General features: G+C 63.9%; 15 protein-coding genes. 7 read left to right on the top strand and 8 right to left on the bottom strand.

What is annotated here, in order from left to right:
• Nucleotides 1-20 precede the first annotated feature (20 nt).
• The 3 genes from ACX80Z_RS13275 to ACX80Z_RS13265 all read right to left on the bottom strand — a co-directional run bounded on the left by ACX80Z_RS13275 (nt 21) and on the right by ACX80Z_RS13265 (nt 5,699).
• Nucleotides 21-1,376 (bottom strand): M1 family metallopeptidase, encoded by a 1,356-nt coding sequence (locus ACX80Z_RS13275; protein ID WP_459316186.1) that lies wholly within the window; start codon nt 1,374-1,376, stop codon nt 21-23.
• Nucleotides 1,373-5,248, bottom strand: a complete 3,876-nt coding sequence (locus ACX80Z_RS13270; RefSeq protein WP_459316185.1) for a Pls/PosA family non-ribosomal peptide synthetase — start codon at nt 5,246-5,248, stop codon at nt 1,373-1,375. Before ACX80Z_RS13270 ends, ACX80Z_RS13275 begins: the two co-directional genes overlap by 4 nt.
• Before the next feature lie 67 nt (nt 5,249-5,315).
• Nucleotides 5,316-5,699 carry a DUF2177 family protein gene (locus ACX80Z_RS13265; protein WP_019482457.1) on the bottom strand — a complete coding sequence of 128 codons (384 nt, stop codon included), beginning with the start codon at nt 5,697-5,699 and terminating at the stop codon, nt 5,316-5,318.
• Here ACX80Z_RS13265 and ACX80Z_RS13260 point away from each other — a divergent pair.
• Entirely contained in the window at nt 5,698-6,462 is a 765-nt protein-coding gene (locus ACX80Z_RS13260) for a lipoate--protein ligase family protein (protein WP_459316184.1), read from the top strand. The two genes, ACX80Z_RS13265 and ACX80Z_RS13260, sit on opposite strands and share 2 nt — an antisense overlap.
• Before the next feature lie 142 nt (nt 6,463-6,604).
• Here ACX80Z_RS13260 and ACX80Z_RS13255 read toward each other — a convergent pair whose 3' ends face one another.
• Both ACX80Z_RS13255 and ACX80Z_RS13250 read right to left on the bottom strand, forming a co-directional pair.
• The gene (locus tag ACX80Z_RS13255; protein ID WP_019482455.1) at nt 6,605-7,234 is read right to left on the bottom strand and encodes an MBL fold metallo-hydrolase; all 630 of its coding nucleotides are present in this window, start codon (nt 7,232-7,234) and stop codon (nt 6,605-6,607) included.
• Nucleotides 7,234-8,319: an S-(hydroxymethyl)mycothiol dehydrogenase gene (locus ACX80Z_RS13250; RefSeq protein WP_459316183.1), complete on the bottom strand. Its 1,086-nt coding sequence runs from the start codon at nt 8,317-8,319 to the stop codon at nt 7,234-7,236. The genes ACX80Z_RS13255 and ACX80Z_RS13250 overlap by 1 nt, the downstream gene beginning before the upstream one ends.
• 151 nt (nt 8,320-8,470) lie before the next feature.
• On the opposite strand from ACX80Z_RS13250, the gene ACX80Z_RS13245 reads away from it, so the two are divergent.
• Nucleotides 8,471-8,728: a hypothetical protein gene (locus tag ACX80Z_RS13245; RefSeq protein ID WP_459316182.1), complete on the top strand. Its 258-nt coding sequence runs from the start codon at nt 8,471-8,473 to the stop codon at nt 8,726-8,728.
• Between the two features lie 99 nt (nt 8,729-8,827).
• Nucleotides 8,828-10,510 (top strand): HNH endonuclease signature motif containing protein, encoded by a 1,683-nt coding sequence (locus ACX80Z_RS13240; RefSeq protein ID WP_459316181.1) that lies wholly within the window; start codon nt 8,828-8,830, stop codon nt 10,508-10,510.
• A gap of 53 nt (nt 10,511-10,563) precedes the next feature.
• Here ACX80Z_RS13240 and ACX80Z_RS13235 read toward each other — a convergent pair whose 3' ends face one another.
• Both ACX80Z_RS13235 and ACX80Z_RS13230 read right to left on the bottom strand, forming a co-directional pair.
• Entirely contained in the window at nt 10,564-10,821 is a 258-nt protein-coding gene (locus ACX80Z_RS13235) for a mycoredoxin (RefSeq protein WP_026041025.1), read from the bottom strand.
• A 158-nt stretch (nt 10,822-10,979) separates the two neighbouring features.
• A complete protein-coding gene (locus ACX80Z_RS13230) occupies nt 10,980-11,417 on the bottom strand; it encodes a VOC family protein (RefSeq protein ID WP_459316180.1) in 438 nt (145 codons plus the stop codon).
• 127 nt (nt 11,418-11,544) lie between these two features.
• Between ACX80Z_RS13230 and thrS the strand changes: the two genes are divergently transcribed.
• The 4 genes from thrS (at nt 11,545) to pdxS (ending at nt 15,781) form a co-directional block, all read left to right on the top strand.
• The gene (gene thrS, locus ACX80Z_RS13225) at nt 11,545-13,560 is read left to right on the top strand and encodes a threonine--tRNA ligase (RefSeq protein ID WP_019482450.1); all 2,016 of its coding nucleotides are present in this window, start codon (nt 11,545-11,547) and stop codon (nt 13,558-13,560) included.
• Between the two features lie 5 nt (nt 13,561-13,565).
• Nucleotides 13,566-14,189, top strand: coding sequence for an HIT family protein (locus ACX80Z_RS13220; RefSeq protein WP_019482449.1), 624 nt, complete (start codon nt 13,566-13,568; stop codon nt 14,187-14,189).
• Nucleotides 14,179-14,799 carry a phosphatidylinositol phosphate synthase gene (gene pgsA / locus ACX80Z_RS13215; RefSeq protein ID WP_024477476.1) on the top strand — a complete coding sequence of 207 codons (621 nt, stop codon included), beginning with the start codon at nt 14,179-14,181 and terminating at the stop codon, nt 14,797-14,799. Before ACX80Z_RS13220 ends, pgsA begins: the two co-directional genes overlap by 11 nt.
• Nucleotides 14,800-14,866: 67 nt before the next feature.
• Complete coding sequence (gene pdxS, locus ACX80Z_RS13210) at nt 14,867-15,781, top strand: pyridoxal 5'-phosphate synthase lyase subunit PdxS (protein ID WP_024477477.1); 915 nt, start codon at nt 14,867-14,869, stop codon at nt 15,779-15,781.
• A gap of 81 nt (nt 15,782-15,862) precedes the next feature.
• On the opposite strand, the gene ACX80Z_RS13205 is transcribed toward pdxS, so the two are convergent.
• Nucleotides 15,863-15,934, bottom strand: a 72-nt coding sequence (locus ACX80Z_RS13205) for an IS3 family transposase (RefSeq protein WP_459315153.1), incomplete at its 5' end; no start/stop codon positions are given.

Here is a 15,934-nt window from a genome sequence, read left to right as displayed (position 1 = left end):
TCCCTGCCGCCATCGGCTGGTCAGAGCAGGTTTGGCAGCTCCGGCTGGTACAGCCACGGCTGGAGGAGGGCTGCCGCGTCGAAGCCGGGGACCGTGGAGCAGCTCTCATCGGCCAGCTCGATCAGGTCGGCAGTACTGACGTGCTGGTGCCTGAACCGGGCGGTCCAGTCGCGAAGCATTCCGAAAAAGAGCTCGTCGCCGGCGGCGATCCTCAAGGCGTGGAGCGCCAGGGCGCCGCGTTTGTAAACCCGGTCGTCGAACATGTCCGAGCCGCCGGGATCACCAATGATCAGATCCTCCGGTTCTGTGGCGAGCGCACGCCACGCCTCGGTGGCCCGTTCCGAAGTGGAAAGGGACCCCGACCTTTCTGACCACAGCCATTCGGCGTAGCAGGCGAAGCCCTCGTGCAGCCAGATGTCCTGCCAGGCACTCACCGTCAGGGAGTTACCGAACCACTGGTGGGACAGTTCGTGGGCGATGAGCCGCTGAGATTCCCACTCGGTGGTGAGATGGTTGCTGCCCAGAATCGACAACGACTGCGCTTCCAACGGAATCTCCAATACATCGTCAGCTACCACCACGGTGTACGCATCAAACGGATAAGGGCCGAAGAGTTCGGTGAAGGCGCTGATCATCTCGTGCTGACGCGAGAGTGCGCGGCGTGCCGCGTCCCGCAGGCCCACGGGTGCGGCAGTGAACTGCGGCACAGGGGTGGTGCTGGACCGCTCCAACTGGTAGCGGCCAATCTGGACTGTGGCCAGATACGTGGCCATCGGCTCTGGCTGGTCATACACCCAGGTGCCGCGACTCGCTTTTGGCGTATGGGATACCAGCTGGCCATTGCAGATGGCGCGGTAGTTCGCGTCGGTGGTGACAGCCATCCGGTAGGTGGCTTTGTGGCTGGGATGGTCATTGCACGGGAACCAGGACGGGCTGCCGGTGGGCTGCCCGGCAACGAGGACGCCGTCAGTGAGCTCCTCCCAGCCCACCTCGCCCCAGGTGCTTCTGGTGGGTTTGGGGTTTCCGCCGTACTTGATGTCGAGGGTGAATTCCTGACCCCCGCCGATGGGTTCACCCGGGGTGACGATCAGCCGGGATCCTCGCGTGCTGAAGCGCTGGACCTGGCCGCCGCTCAGGGTCACCTTGGTGACTTTCAACCCCGCCAGGTCCAGCTCAATCCGCTCCAATGACTGGGACGAGGGACCGGCGGCGCGGCCGGTGATGACGGCGCGGGCGGTCAGTCGGTTGCTCGCCAGCCGGTAGTCAAGGTCAAGGTCGTAGTGCAGGGCGGCCCAGTCGGCGGACCCGTGCCCGGGGGTATAGGGGTCGAGCGTGTCACCGATGCGTGCGACGACGCTTCTGATGGCTTCCCTCATGGGGCAACCGCCGGGCTTTTCCACGGGCTGACCGGGTTGCCGATCCAGTAGCTTCCCGCTGGCACTGTCTCGCCGCGCATTACCAGCGACGCCGGTCCAACCGTCGATCCGCTAGCCAGGCAGGCGGCAGGAAGTATCACTCCGTGGGGTCCCATGGTTGCGCCATCCTTCAAGGTTACGGTGTCCATGGACATCACCCGGTCATGGAAGAGATGGGTCTGGATGACGCACCCGCGATTGACTGTGCTGCTGTCACCAAGGGTTACCAGGTCGGCTTCCGGCAGCCAATAGCTTTCGCACCACACGCCGTGGCCGATCCTGGCTCCCAGGGCCCTTAACCACCAGACGAGTGCGGGAGTGCCGCTGGCCGCCCGGGCAAACCAGGGGGCGGTAACCGTTTCGATGAAGGCGTCGACAACCTCGTTCCGCCAGATGAACGAACTCCAGAGGGGGTGTTCACCCGCACTGATTCGGCCGACCAGCAACCATTTGACGGCGACCGCACTGACGGCCGCCACCGTCCCGGCCGTCATCATGACCAGCCCGCCGAGGAGTGCAGCAACCAGGTAGCCCCACTGCCCGGCAATGGCGTCGAGCCCCACGAGCACCAGCACGGCGATCACCACGGTCAGCAGCGTTGCGGCGAGCCGGCACACCTCCCATGCTCCCCTTGCCACCTTCAACCGTCGTGGTGGGTCGAAGGTCCGGGTCTGATCGGCGTCCATCTGGGTGCGGCGCAACCGGACCGGCGGGCTTCCCAACCAGGACGTACCGGCTTTGGCCTTGGCGGGGGTGGCGGACAGCACCGCCACCAGCGAATTTTTGGGTACCCGGCGGCCCGCGGCGGTCATCCCCGAATTGCCGAGGAACGCTCGCTTACCGATTTTCGCCGGCGCCACCTTCATCCAGCCCCCACCGAGTTCGTAGGATGCGACCATCGTGTCATCGGCGAGGAAAGCGCCGTCGCCAATGGTGGTCATTTTCGGAACCAACAGCACAGTCGAAATCTCGACGTTCTTGCCGACCGTAGCGCCAAGAAGTCGCAGCCACACCGGCGTGAACAGGCTCGCGTACACGGGGAAGAGCAGATCGCGGGCCAGGTCAAGGACTCGTTCGGTGGCCCAGACCTGCCAGCCCACACGGCTCCGGACCCGGTGATACCCCTCCCGCAGCCCGATCCCGAGCAGCCTGACGGCTGCCAGGATCAGGATCATCGTCGCCACAAACCAGAGCAGGCCAGCGATGGGCACCGACCAGGCGAGTTGTGGCAGGGCGTCGGACAGTCCTGCGGTGCCGCGCAGGGCGGCGAGGATCGGCAGGGCAGCAATGGCGGCGGCCAGATAGGGGATGCCCGAGAGGATGCCCGAGGCGGCGGCGAATGCCGGGAAGCTGAGGGTGACCGACGGCGACGACGCCGGAGCATCGGGCCAGATGGGCTTGGCTTTGCCGATCCGGGTGGCAGGGGACCCAGCGTACTGCTGGCCGGGACGTACCTTGCCCAGGACCGCCGAACCCGGGGCAACCTGTGAGTCGGCGCCCACCCGGGTGCCGGGCATCAGCGTGCTCCTGGTGCCGATGAGGGCTCGCTCCCCGACGCTGATCCTGCCGATGTGGACCAGGTCGCCATCAATCCACCAGCCGGAAAGGTCCACCTCAGGTTCGACGGAGCTGCCGCTGCCCAGATGAAGCATTCCGGTGACCGGGGGGACCGAGTGGAGGTCGACGTCGCGCCCAATCTTTGCCCCCAGCGCCCGGGCGTAGTAGGTGACCCACGGTGCGCTGGCAAGGCTGACTGCGGCTGCCATGTCCGCGATTTGTTCGGCAAGCCAGAGTTTCAGGTGCACCCTGCCGCTGCGGGGATAGCTTCCAGGCTGGACCCCGCGTAGCAGGATCCTCGCGGCGATAACCGAAATCCCCATCCGCCCCAGCGGGCTGACGAACACGATCCAGCTGGCAAGGATCCACCCCCAGGACAGCGTGGTCGTCGCTGCGATCCCGGAGATCACGAGAACCTGATTGATGATCATCAGGTAGGTCAGCCAGCGCATCCCCACCAGCATGAAGAGGGGAATGCCCATCAGCGTCTGGAAGATCTGGGCTTTGCGGGTGGTGCGGGCGACGTTCCGCTCAATCCTGATCGTGCCGCCGACCGGTTCCGATCCTTTAACCATGTCAATCAACGCGCCCACCCGCGGGTGGGCGTAAATGTCGGCAACCGTGACCGTCGGATACTGCTGTCGCAGGGCGGACACCAGCTGCGCCGCAGACAGGCTGCCGCCACCGTGGGCGAAGAAGTCCGCATCCAATCCCGACGCCGGGACGCCGAGTACTGCCGTCCACTGGTCCACCACCCACTGGGCTTCGTCGTCGAGGGCCGGGGCGTCGTCGTCGTTGTGCTGGGCGAGGGGCCAGGGGAGCGCCGACCGGTCCACCTTTCCACTGGTTTTGGTCGGCAGGGAATCGGTTTCGCTGAGCATCGGAATCAGCGCCGCGGGCAGCGAACCAGCAAGCTCGGAGCGCAGCTCCTGCAGGTCGAGCGGTGCTCCGGCGGCGACGAGATAGCCCACCAGTATCTGGTTGCCGGCGGCGGTGGTCTGCACTGCGGCTGCGGCACCTGCGACGCCGGGCAAGGACTGCAGGGCGGCGTCGACTTCGCCGAGTTCGATCCGTCGGCCGCCGAGCTTCACCTGTTCATCGGCGCGTCCCATAAATTCGAGCCCCACCGGGTCAAACCTGACCAGGTCCCCGCTGCGATAGGCGCGGTCCCAACCCAGCGACGGCATCGGAGCGTATTTTTCCTTGTCCTTCTGCGGATCGAGGTAGCGGGCCAGCCCAACCCCGCCGATAATCAGCTCACCGACCTCGCCGGCGGCCACCGGAATACCTGAACTGTCGACGACGGCGAGATCCCAGCCGTCCAGGGGAAGCCCAATGCGCACCGGTCCTGGACCGCCGAGCAGAGCGGCACAGGCGACGACTGTCGCCTCCGTGGGGCCGTAGGTGTTCCACAGCTCCCGGTCCTCGGTCGCCAGCCTCGCTGCGAGCTCGGGTGGGCAGGCCTCTCCGCCGAAGATCAGCAGTCTGACGGCTTCGAGAGATTCGACCGGCCACAGGGCGGCAAGGGTAGGAACCGTCGAAACCATGGTGATGCCGTGGGTGATCAGCCACGGACCGAGATCCATGCCCGAACGCACCAGGGCACGCGGGGCCGGCACCAGGCAGGCGCCGTTGCGCCAGGCCAGCCACATCTCCTCGCAGGAGGCGTCGAAGGCGACGGAAAGTCCGGCGAGGACCCGGTCGGTAGGGCCCGCCGGCTCGGCCTGCAGGAACAAACGGGCCTCGGCGTCGACAAACGCCGCCGCCGAGCGGTGCGACACTGCAACACCCTTGGGTGTTCCGGTGGACCCGGAGGTGAAAATGATCCAGGCGTCGTCGTCGGGGGTCGGCATCCTCGGTGCAGGGAAAGGAGCTTTCCGCCCCTTTTGAACCACCGGTTTGCGCCCCGCGCGCAGGATGCCTGCGACCTTCGCTTCGGAGAACACAAGTTTGGCGCGTTCGTCGGGGTCGTCGGCGTCCACCGGGACGTAGGCTGCCCCGATCATGAGGATCGCGAGGATGGCGATGTAAAGCTCGGCGGTTCCGGACGGAATACGAACGCCGATCCGGTCGCCAGCACCCAGCCCGGCCAGGTGAAGCTTTTTCCCCATCGCCCTGACACTCGAGAGCAACTCGGCGTAACTGAGGCTGGTGGTGCCGTCGTCGAGCGCTGAGGCGTCGGGCAACGTGTCAGCAGTGGCGGTGAGGATATCAATCAGGGTGCGCGGCTGCGGGGCCGCTGACCGGCGGGAAAGTTGGGGGGTATGCGGCGTCACCAGATAAGTGTCCCATCCGGAATCGGGACTCGTGGCGGCTACACGCCGTCGTCGGTCACAAACCGAATCACACGAAAACCAGGTACGTCACGACGGTGATCAGGCCGGTCAGTGCGGCACCCCAGGCGAGGTCCACGGCGATCAGGACCGCTGGCCACCGTTTCAGTGTCGAGGCATTGGTGAGGTCATAGGTCGCATAGGCGAAAAAGCCCAGCGCCCCACCGTAGCCCAACGCTGCCAACCATGACTCGGCGGCCAATGCGGGCTGAACAGCGAAGAGCACGATGCCCGCTACATAGATTAGGTAGAACGCTGCCGCGTAGAGAAAATTGGGTTTGTCGGCAAGCTGGTCGCCGAGATGCCGACGATAAAATTTGCTCATCGATTTGAGCCACACGGCGTCCAGCAGCAGGAATGTCGCTGCGGCAACCAGAAACTGCAGGAAGATCATGGACAGGAGCCTAACCCAGATGACCGGTGCCGACCTGTTCGTGGTGCGCCGTACCGCTTCGGCCGGCGCCGCCGCTGACCTGGCGGAGGGCATCACCTTGCTGCGCGCTGTGGCGGCGGGGGAGCGTCCCGCTACGCTGCGACTCTATCGGCCGGAGCCCACAGTGGCGTTCGGGCAACGAGACACCCGGTTGCCGGGTTTCCCTGCCGCCGAAGAGGCTGCACGGGCACTGGGGTTTGAACCGCTCGTGCGCCGGGCGGGAGGCAGGGCCGCGGCCTATCATCGTGGCTGCCTGGTGATCGATCATGTCGAGCCGCAGACTGACGCCGTCGCCGGGTCGCGGAACCGCTTCTCCGGATTCGGTGAACTACTCGCGTCAGCGCTGCGCTCGGTGGGAGTGACCGCGGCGGTGGGGGAAATTCCCGGCGAGTACTGTCCCGGCGAATACAGCGTGCACGGCATTGGCGATGACGGTCGGCGCGTGAAGCTGGTGGGGACAGCCCAGCGGGTGGTCGCCGGGGCCTGGCTTTTTTCCTCGGTAATTGTGGTGGAAGACTCGGCGCCAATCCGGGAAGTGTTGGCCTCGTCGTACGCGGCGATGGGACTGGACTGGGACCCGGCCACGGCCGGCGCCGCGAATGACCTGGTGCGTGGTCTGACCGTCGGCGACGTCGAAGACGCCGTCCTCGCCGCCTATCACCGCGCGGGATATGGGTTTGAGCCGTCGGAGACTTCCACAGCGGTCCAGCCCAGCGTATCCTGACAGCCAGAACGACCGTTGCGAGCTGATCGCACCGGTTTCCACCGGCTCGAGGGTGGGGGTCTTAACCAGCGACCGCCCCGCGGCCAGCTGGCCACGGGGCGGTCGTCGTCGTACTGGTTGTGCTCTAGGCGGCACGCAGGATCTAGTGGCCGCGCGCAATCCATTCATCAAGTGATGGCGCCTCGGCGCCCACCGTCGTTGAATCGCCGTGCCCGGGGCGAACCACCGTGTCAGCCGGGAGGCTGAGCAGGCGGTCACGGATGGATTCGATGATGGTGGGGAAGTCGCTGAAGGATCGGCCAGTCGCGCCGGGACCGCCCTGGAACAGGGTGTCGCCGGTAAAGACGGTGCCGGCCTCTTCGAGGTAGAAGCTCACGGACCCGGGGGAATGCCCGGGGGTGTGCAGCGCCTTCAGGGTGACGCCAGCGACCGTGAACTCGTCGCCGTCGTTGATGTCCTGGTCCGGCGCCGGGTCAGGATAGACCTGGTCCCACAGCATCCGGTCGGCCGGATGCAGGTGGATGGGCGCCCGGACAGCGTCGTAGACGTCGCCGACGGCGCGGATGTGATCATCATGGCCGTGGGTGAGCAGGATGGCTCGGACCTGTCGCCCATTGATCTGTTCCACCACCGCTGCAGCGTCGTGCGCAGGGTCGATGACGATGCATTCGGTGTCATCGCCGATGATCCAGACATTGTTGTCAACGTCCCAGGTTCCGCCATCGAGGGAGAAGGTTCCGCTGGTCAGCAGGTGTTCAATGCGTGCAGCCATCAGAGTTCCACCACCGAGCGCAGCACCGAGCCGTCGTGCATCTTGTCGAACGCGGCTTCAACCTGGTCGAGCTTGATCCGTTCGGTGACGAAGGCATCGAGGTCCAGGTTGCCCTGCTGGTAGTGGCTGACCAGCATTGGGAAGTCCCTGGAGGGGAGGCAGTCGCCGTACCAGGACGACTTGAGCGAACCGCCGCGACCGAAGACATCGAGCAGCGGCAGTTCCAGCATCATGTCCGGGGTGGGGACGCCCACCAGCACCACTGTGCCGGCGAGATCGCGTGCGTAGAACGCCTGCTTGTAGGTTTCGGGGCGGCCGACGGCGTCGATCACCACGTTGGCGCCGTTGCCGTCGGTGAGGGCCTGAATGGCCTCGACAGCGTCCTGGTTCTTGGAGTTGACCGTGTGGGTTGCTCCCAGTTTCCTGGTTGCTTCAAGCTTTCGGTCATCGATGTCTACGGCGATAATCGTCGTCGCACCCGCGAGCTTGGCGCCGGCGATGGCTGCACTGCCCACGCCGCCGCAACCGATGACGGCTACCGAGTCGCCCCGGCGCACGTTGCCGGTGTTGATGGCGGCGCCGATGCCTGCCATGACGCCGCAGCCCAGGAGGCCGACGGCGGCCGCATCCGCTTCGGGATCCACCTTGGTGCACTGGCCGGCAGCGACGAGAGTCTTCTCGGCGAAAGCGCCAATACCCAGGGCAGGGGAGAGCTCGGTGCCGTCTTCAAGCGTCATTTTCTGGGTGGCGTTGTGGGTGTTGAAGCAGTACTGCGCTTCACCGCGACGGCAGGCACGACATTCGCCGCAGACCGCACGCCAGTTCAGGATGACGCGGTCGCCGGGTGCTACCTCGGTGACGTTGTCTCCGACGGCGCTGACCACACCGGTGGCTTCGTGGCCGAGGAGGAAGGGGTAATCGTCACTGATCCCACCCTGCTTGTAGTGCAGATCGGTATGGCAAACGCCGCAGGTGAGGATATCGACCAGTGCTTCACCAGGTCCTGGATCTGGCACGAGGATGGTCTCGATGCTGGCTGGTGCGTTCTTTTCCCTGACAATTACGGCTTGGACTCTATGAGCCATTTCAACACGGTCCTTTCGGTTGGGTACCGGGCGGTCTCCCAAGCATAGGCACGGAGTCGGACAGTGGCTCAATCAGGTGATCTTTCCCCCACCTTGGGCAAGTTCAGCGAGTTTTAGGGTGGACGTGACCCGGATAGGTTGTTCGGGCGGAGTGACCGGACCTGTGCTGGAGCCAAAGATCAGCTACGAAGAAGATCAGATAGTGATCAGAACCGATGTTGAGGCATTGCCTGAGGCGGGATATGACTGTCCCAGCAACGACATGGTCCCGTTGACCGTTGATTTGGCAGAACCGGTTGGCGCTCGGAAATTGGTCGATGGAGGTTGTCTGGCCGGGGAGGCTGCCACCACGTCGTTCTGCGAGAACGACGGCGTACGCACCCCGTGGCGTTCGCCTGCCGGGTTCTGAAGGGACCGTTCACGTTGTTCGCTGTGAGCTTAATCCGGGTTGGTCCTGCCAGCCTGCCTGACGCCGAAGAATGTCAGTGGCAGATGATGTGATGGAGGTATGAAGCAGCAGGAGAATACCGGTGGAAACCGCAGCATCGCTGAGGTTTTTACGGCCAGCCTGGGTGCGGCTAGCCCGGGTTCTGTTGACTCGGTTTCGTTGGCTGGGATGGATCCGTCGTGGAGCCCCGGCGAGGTGGCCGGTGTGTTGCGCAGGGTCGGCAAGACCAGCCGGTCCCACCGGTATGCGGCCAACACGGCGGCCACCAAGGTGGAACTGGCCGGCCCCGAATCGCTGGTCTCCATGTTGCTGCCCTGGGAAACCAACCGCGTCCCCGCGAAGATACCCGCCGGAAAAGCCGCTGACGGACCGGCTGACGGACCATCTGACGAAGCGTCGGATCCGGTGGCGGGGATCTCGGACTTGTTGCAGGCGGTGGATCGGTTGGCGTCGTGGGCCGCTGCCCGGCAGGCCGAACTGATCGCTGATCTGCACCGCGAAGTGCAAAGCCTCGCTGCGTCCCGGGCCTCGTCCCGGCAGGGCATCGGCACAGGGCTTGGGTTCACCCTCACCGTCGAGGAACTAGCGCCGTTACTGAACATTTCCGGGCGGGCCGCGCACCGGTTACTGGGTCACAGCCTGACCCTGGCCCTGGACCTCCCGAAAACCCTCCAGTCCCTGGGCGCGGGTGTGATCTCTATCCGGCAAGCCCAGATCATCGCCGACGAAGCACTGTTCCTACCGGCCGAGGTGCTGGCCGGGTTCGAGGATCAAGTCCTCCAACGCGGAGCGCACCTGACCCCACCCCGGTTGAAAAGCCTCTGCCACCGGATCCGGGAAAAGCTCCACCCCGATTCCATCACCACCCGCAAGGCCGCGGCCGTTGAGGACCGGCACGTGGAACTCACCCCCGCCCACGACGGCATGGCCTGGTTCTCGGCCTATCTTCCCGCCGAACAGGCCTGCGGCATCGAACACCGGCTCACCTTCATGGCCCGTGCCCTGCAACACCCGCAAGAAGACCGCACCCTCACCCAACTCAAAGCCGACCTCCTCGGAGACCTCCTCACCCACCACTGCGAACCCGGCGCGGCAGCAACCAGTCCAACCAACCTCGCCCACCCCGTGGAACACGACGGCAGCACCACCGGAGACGGCGGTACTGGAGACTGCGGTACTGGTGACGGCAGTGCGGGAAACGGCGGAGCTGGAGATGGCGGTGCGGGAGACAGCGGTGCGGGTGGGGTGGATTTGGCGGCGGTTCTGGGGGTGCACCCGGTGGTGTTCGTGACCGTACCCGTGATGACCCTGCTCGGCGGCGACGCACCAGCCGACCTCGCCGGGTACGGGCCGATCGACCCGGACACCGCCCGGAAACTTGCCGCCCACGCCAAGGGATTCACCCGGATCCTCACCCACCCGGAGACGGGTGCTGTCCTCAGCGTCGGCCGGGAACGGTATACGGTCCCGGAAAGTCTCCGACGGACCATACTCGTCAGGGATAAAACGTGCCGCCACCCCGGCTGCAACCGGCCAGCCCCGGCCTGCGACCTCGACCACACGATCCCCTGGCACCACGGCGGCACCACCAGCTACGACAACCTCGCCGCCCTCTGCCGCAAACACCACAAACTCAAAACAGAAGGCTACTGGCACTACCACCAACCCGAACCCGGCACCCTCACCGCCACCTCACTGACCGGCAAAACCTACACCACCACCCCCGACCCACCACCCTTCTAGCGCTGTGAATCACAGTGGTATCAGAGGGAATGGGAGAGAAATAGCCGACTGGGCTAGCTAGCGATCCTTGCCATTACGTCCGACACCGAAGGATTCGTTGCCGCCGTGCCGTCAGGGAACAACACCGTTGGGACCGTCTGGTTGCCGCCGTTGAGGGATTCCACCAGTGCTGCGGTGCCTTCTACCTCTTCGATATTGATCTCGGTGTAGCCGATCCCCTTGGCATCGAGCTGCTTCTTGAGCCGACGGCAGTAGCCGCACCAGCTGGTTGAAAACATGGTGATCGTGCCGGCATCGGGAGTGTAGTCCACGGTGCTCCTTCGTAAGTTGTCGAAACCTTCAGACGGAAAACTGAAGTTGTTGGGTGCAGGGTCGATTTTGCCCTGCACAGTGTGCAACACGCACGGAATCATTTAGATTCCGCAGGACAAACAGTGTTCTCAGAACACTGATTTCAGGTCGCTGCAGGTCAGACGATTTCGCGGAGTGACACGGTGCCGTCGTCGGCGATTGATAGCCCCGGATTGTGGCAGACCTCCCAGTGGAAGCCATCAGGATCCGCGAAATACCCTGAGTAACCGCCCCAGCTCATCGCGGTTCCTTCGGCAATCAGTTCTGCTCCTGCGGCAACAGCGGCATTGAGGACGGTATCCACCTCTTCGGGGGAATCCACGTTGTGGCCCAGGGTGAGCGGAGGCGAAACTGGGCCGTGCCCAAGATTTCCGGCTTCGGCGGCCAGATGGTCACCCCTGAAGAGGGACAGCACCAGACCATTGCCCACCTGGAAGAACGCAACCTCATCGGGAACGTAAACCAGAGGGTCCCAACCCAGGGCCTTTGCGTAGAAGTTGTAAGCCGTTTCAAGGTTGCGGACGCCCAGCGTGATGACTGAGACCTGAGGTTTCATGAGTTGATCCTACTGACACTTTCGCGGTTCAGCACCGGCGCGCGCTAGCAAGGTTGTTGGTCGCGTCCAGCACAGCGGATACCATCAGAGAGTTAACCCGCCGTCCCACCTTTGCTAGGAGACCACTGTGTCAGCGCCCTCCCATATCACCCTCATCGTCGACGGCGAAGAGCACCAGGTGACCACGGGCACTTCCGGCGTTGACCTGTTCGCCGAACGCCGCGACGTCGTCGTCGTCCGGGTGAATGGGGAACTGGTGGATCTCGATCAGCCAATCCCCGCCGACGCCCAGGTGGAGCCCATCACGATCGGTTCGCCCGAGGGTCTGGAAGTGCTGCGCCACTCGGCCGCACACGTTATGGCACAGGCTGTTCAGCAGCTGCGCCCAGGCGCCAAACTGGGTATCGGCCCGTACATCACCGACGGGTTCTATTTCGACTTCGACGTTGAGGCTCCCTTTACTCCCGACGATCTGAAGCAGCTTGAGAAGATGATGCTGAAAATCGTGAACAGCAACCAGCTGTTTGTTCGCAGGGTCGCAACCGAGGCTGAAGCCCGCGAAGCGATGGCCGACGAGCCGTACAAGCTGGAACTGATCGGCCTCAAGGGCGGTTCGGGCGATATCACCGACGACGACGGCGCGTCAGTCGAGGTCGGTGCCGGCGAACTGACCATTTACGACAACATCGATCGCAAAAGCGGCGACGTCGTCTGGAAGGACCTCTGCCGCGGTCCGCACCTGCCGAACACCAAACTCATTTCGAACGCGTACGCCCTGACCCGGTCCGCCGCAGCCTACTGGCGTGGAAGCGAAAAGAATCAGCAGCTGCAACGCATCTACGGGACCGCCTGGCCCACCAAAGACGAGCTGAAGGCCTACCAGGAACGTATCGCCGAAGCCGAGCGCCGCGACCACCGCAAACTCGGCACCGAGCTGGACCTGTTCTCGTTCCCAGATGAGCTCGGTTCCGGCTTGCCGGTGTTCCACCCCAAGGGCGGAATCATCCGTAAGGCGATGGAAGACTACTCGCGTCAGCGTCACGTCGACGCCGGCTACGAGTTCGTCTACACCCCGCATATCACCAAGGGACACCTCTACGAGGTGTCGGGCCACCTGGACTGGTATCGCGACGGTATGTTCCCGGCGATGCACGTCGACGAGGAACTCAATGAGGACGGCACGGTGCGCAAGCCGGGCCAGGACTACTACCTCAAGCCGATGAACTGCCCCATGCACAACCTGATCTTCAAGTCCCGCGGTCGGTCCTACCGCGAACTGCCGCTGCGGATGTTCGAGTTCGGCTCCGTCTACCGGTATGAAAAATCGGGTGTGGTGCACGGCCTGACCCGCGTCCGTGGCATGACCCAGGACGACGCCCACATCTACTGCACCCGCGAACAGATGAAGGACGAGCTCACCGAGACGCTCAACTTTGTTCTCGGACTGCTCAAGGACTACGGGCTGGATGATTTTTACCTGGAACTCTCCACCAAGAACCCTGAAAAGTCGGTAGGCTCCGACGATATCTGGGAGGAAGCTACCCGGACCCTCGCCGAGGTGGGCGAAGCCTCGGGTCTGGAACTGCGGCCTGATCCCGGCGGAGCGGCGTTCTACGGTCCCAAGATTTCTGTCCAGGCGCGGGACGCCATCGGTCGCACCTGGCAGATGTCCACCATCCAGCTGGACTTCAACCTGCCGGAGCGGTTCGAGCTCGAATACCAGGCCGCGGATGGCACCCGCCAGCGACCAGTGATGATCCACCGTGCACTGTTCGGCTCCATCGAACGGTTCATGGGTGTCCTTACCGAGCACTACGCCGGCGCGTTCCCGGCCTGGCTTGCCCCGGTCCAGGTACTCGCCATCCCGGTCGCTGAAGCCTTCAACGAGTACCTGTTCGACGTCGTTGACAAGCTCAAAGCCGAAGGCATCCGCGCACAAGTGGACATTGGCACTGATCGGTTCCCCAAGAAGATCCGCACCGCGAGCAAGGAAAAGGTTCCGTTTGTGCTGATCGCCGGCGGTGACGACCAGGACGCCGGGGCCGTGTCCTTCAGGTTCCGGGACGGCAGCCAGGACAACCAGGTGCCGGTCGACGAGGCAGTCCGACGCATTGTCGAAGCTGTCCGGAATCGGGACAAGTAAAACGTATGGAGAGTGCTACGGGGGCTGACGGGCAAAACGCCGACGGGCGTTATCCCGGCGATGACGGTGTGACCGACGATTTCGAGATTGGTGGCGTACCTGACGCTTTTCAGCGCCTCTGGACTCCGCATCGGTTGGCCTACATCAAGGGCGGGCAGTCACAGTTCAAAGACAAGGACGACTGCCCGTTCTGCGTCGCTCCGTCCCGCACCGACGAGGAGTCACTCATCGTGCACCGGGGCACCTATGCCTACGTGATCCTGAACCTGTTCCCCTACAACCCGGGCCACCTCCTGGTCTGCCCCTACCGCCATGTCCCGGACTACACCGACGTCGACAGCAACGAAACCGTCGAGATCGCCGAACTTACCCAGACGGCCATGCGGGTGCTGCGCGACGTAGCCAAACCCACCGGATTCAATCTCGGGATGAATCAGGGGGTGACCGGCGGTGCAGGCATCGCAGCCCACCTGCACCAGCACGTGGTCCCACGGTGGGGTGGGGACGGCAACTTCCTGCCAATCATCGCGCAAACCAAGGCCATCACCCAGACGCTGGACGAAGTCAGAACGCAGATGGCCGCAGGTTGGCCGCGGGCCGAGAACGCTGGTGGCACCGGTGCTGAATAAATATGCACGCAGGTTCTTCACCACCCTGTTCAGTCCACTCGCCAGGCTCCTGCTCAAATGGGGAGTCTCGCCCGACACGGTAACCATCGTTGGCACGCTCGGCGTCGTGATCGGCGCTCTCGTCTTCTACCCGATGGGTGAACTGTTCTGGGGCACCGTCTTCATCACTCTCTTCGTCTTCTCGGACCTGGTCGATGGCATCATGGCCCGCATCAAAGGCACCGGGGGGACCTGGGGGAACTTCCTCGACTCAACCCTTGACCGGATTGCCGACGGCGCCCTGTTCGCCGGGGTCGCCATCTGGTTCTTTGGAGACGGCAACAACACCCCCATCGCCATTGCAGCCTTGGCCTGTCTGGTCCTCGGCATGCTGGTCTCCTATGCCCGGGCGAAGGCCGAATCTCTGGGCTTCACGGCCAATGTGGGGATCGCGGAGCGAGCTGAACGGCTGGTGTCGGTCCTGGTAGTAACCGGCCTGACCGGTCTCGGGCTGCCGCATGGTTTCCTGCTCACCGTCCTGATCCTGCTGGCTCTCGCAAGCGTTGCAACGGTGATCCAGCGCGTGGTGGCTGTGCACAAACAGGCGATGGCAGCCAACGAGACCCGCTAACGGCAGATCCGGCCCATCCGCGGGCGTATTATTAATTGTTATCTTTTACCTAACTTAGGGGCGAATTGTGTCCACCGTTGAAGAAAATTCGACAACCGCGCCCGTGACCGGCAGTAGCCGGGTCAAGCGCGGCATGGCAGAAATGCTCAAGGGCGGCGTCATCATGGACGTGGTCACCGCAGAGCAGGCGCGCATCGCGGAAGATGCGGGCGCCGTCGCCGTCATGGCGCTCGAGCGGGTACCCGCCGACATCCGTGCGCAGGGTGGCGTGTCCCGAATGAGCGATCCGGACATGATCGACAGCATCATTGCGGCTGTCTCCATTCCGGTGATGGCAAAGGCGAGAATCGGCCACTTTGTTGAGGCGCAGGTGCTGCAGTCCCTTGGCGTCGATTACATTGACGAGTCCGAGGTCCTGACCCCGGCTGACTACGCCAACCACATTGACAAATGGAAGTTCACCGCGCCCTTCGTCTGCGGTGCCACCAACCTCGGCGAGGCGCTGCGCCGCCTCAATGAAGGTGCCGCAATGATCAGGTCCAAGGGCGAGGCCGGCACCGGCGACGTCTCCAACGCCACGATGCACATGCGGAAAATCCGGTCGGAGATTTCCCGCCTGTCCTCAATGGCCGAGGACGAATTGTATGTCGCCGCCAAGGAACTTCAGGCTCCGTTTGATCTGGTCAAGGAAGTTGCCCGGACCGGTAAGCTCCCCGTTGTGCTCTTCACCGCGGGTGGCATCGCCACACCGTCCGATGCAGCAATGATGATGCAGCTTGGCGCTGACGGCGTGTTCGTCGGCTCGGGTATCTTCAAGTCAGGTAATCCGGCGGAACGCGCCGCGGCCATCGTGAAGGCCACCACCTTCCACGACGATCCCGAGATGATCGCCAAGGTCTCCCGTGGCCTCGGCGAAGCAATGGTCGGCATCAACGTGGACGAAATCCCTGAGCCTCACCGCCTCGCTGAGCGCGGCTGGTAAACACCCAGGTTCCAGAGAACAATAGAGCGGATCACCAGATTCTGAACTGGTCCCCGATAGTTGGACTGGCCAAGTAAGATCCTAAGCCGCGAGGGCCTGGGTCCGGTATTGCACCGGGCTCAGGCCCTTGAGCTTTGTCGAGATACGTTCGTT

It is taken from the genome of Arthrobacter sp. TMT4-20 (assembly GCF_054510775.1).
Note: the sequence above shows the minus strand (reverse complement) of the source record. Positions and strands in the feature narration are given on the sequence as shown.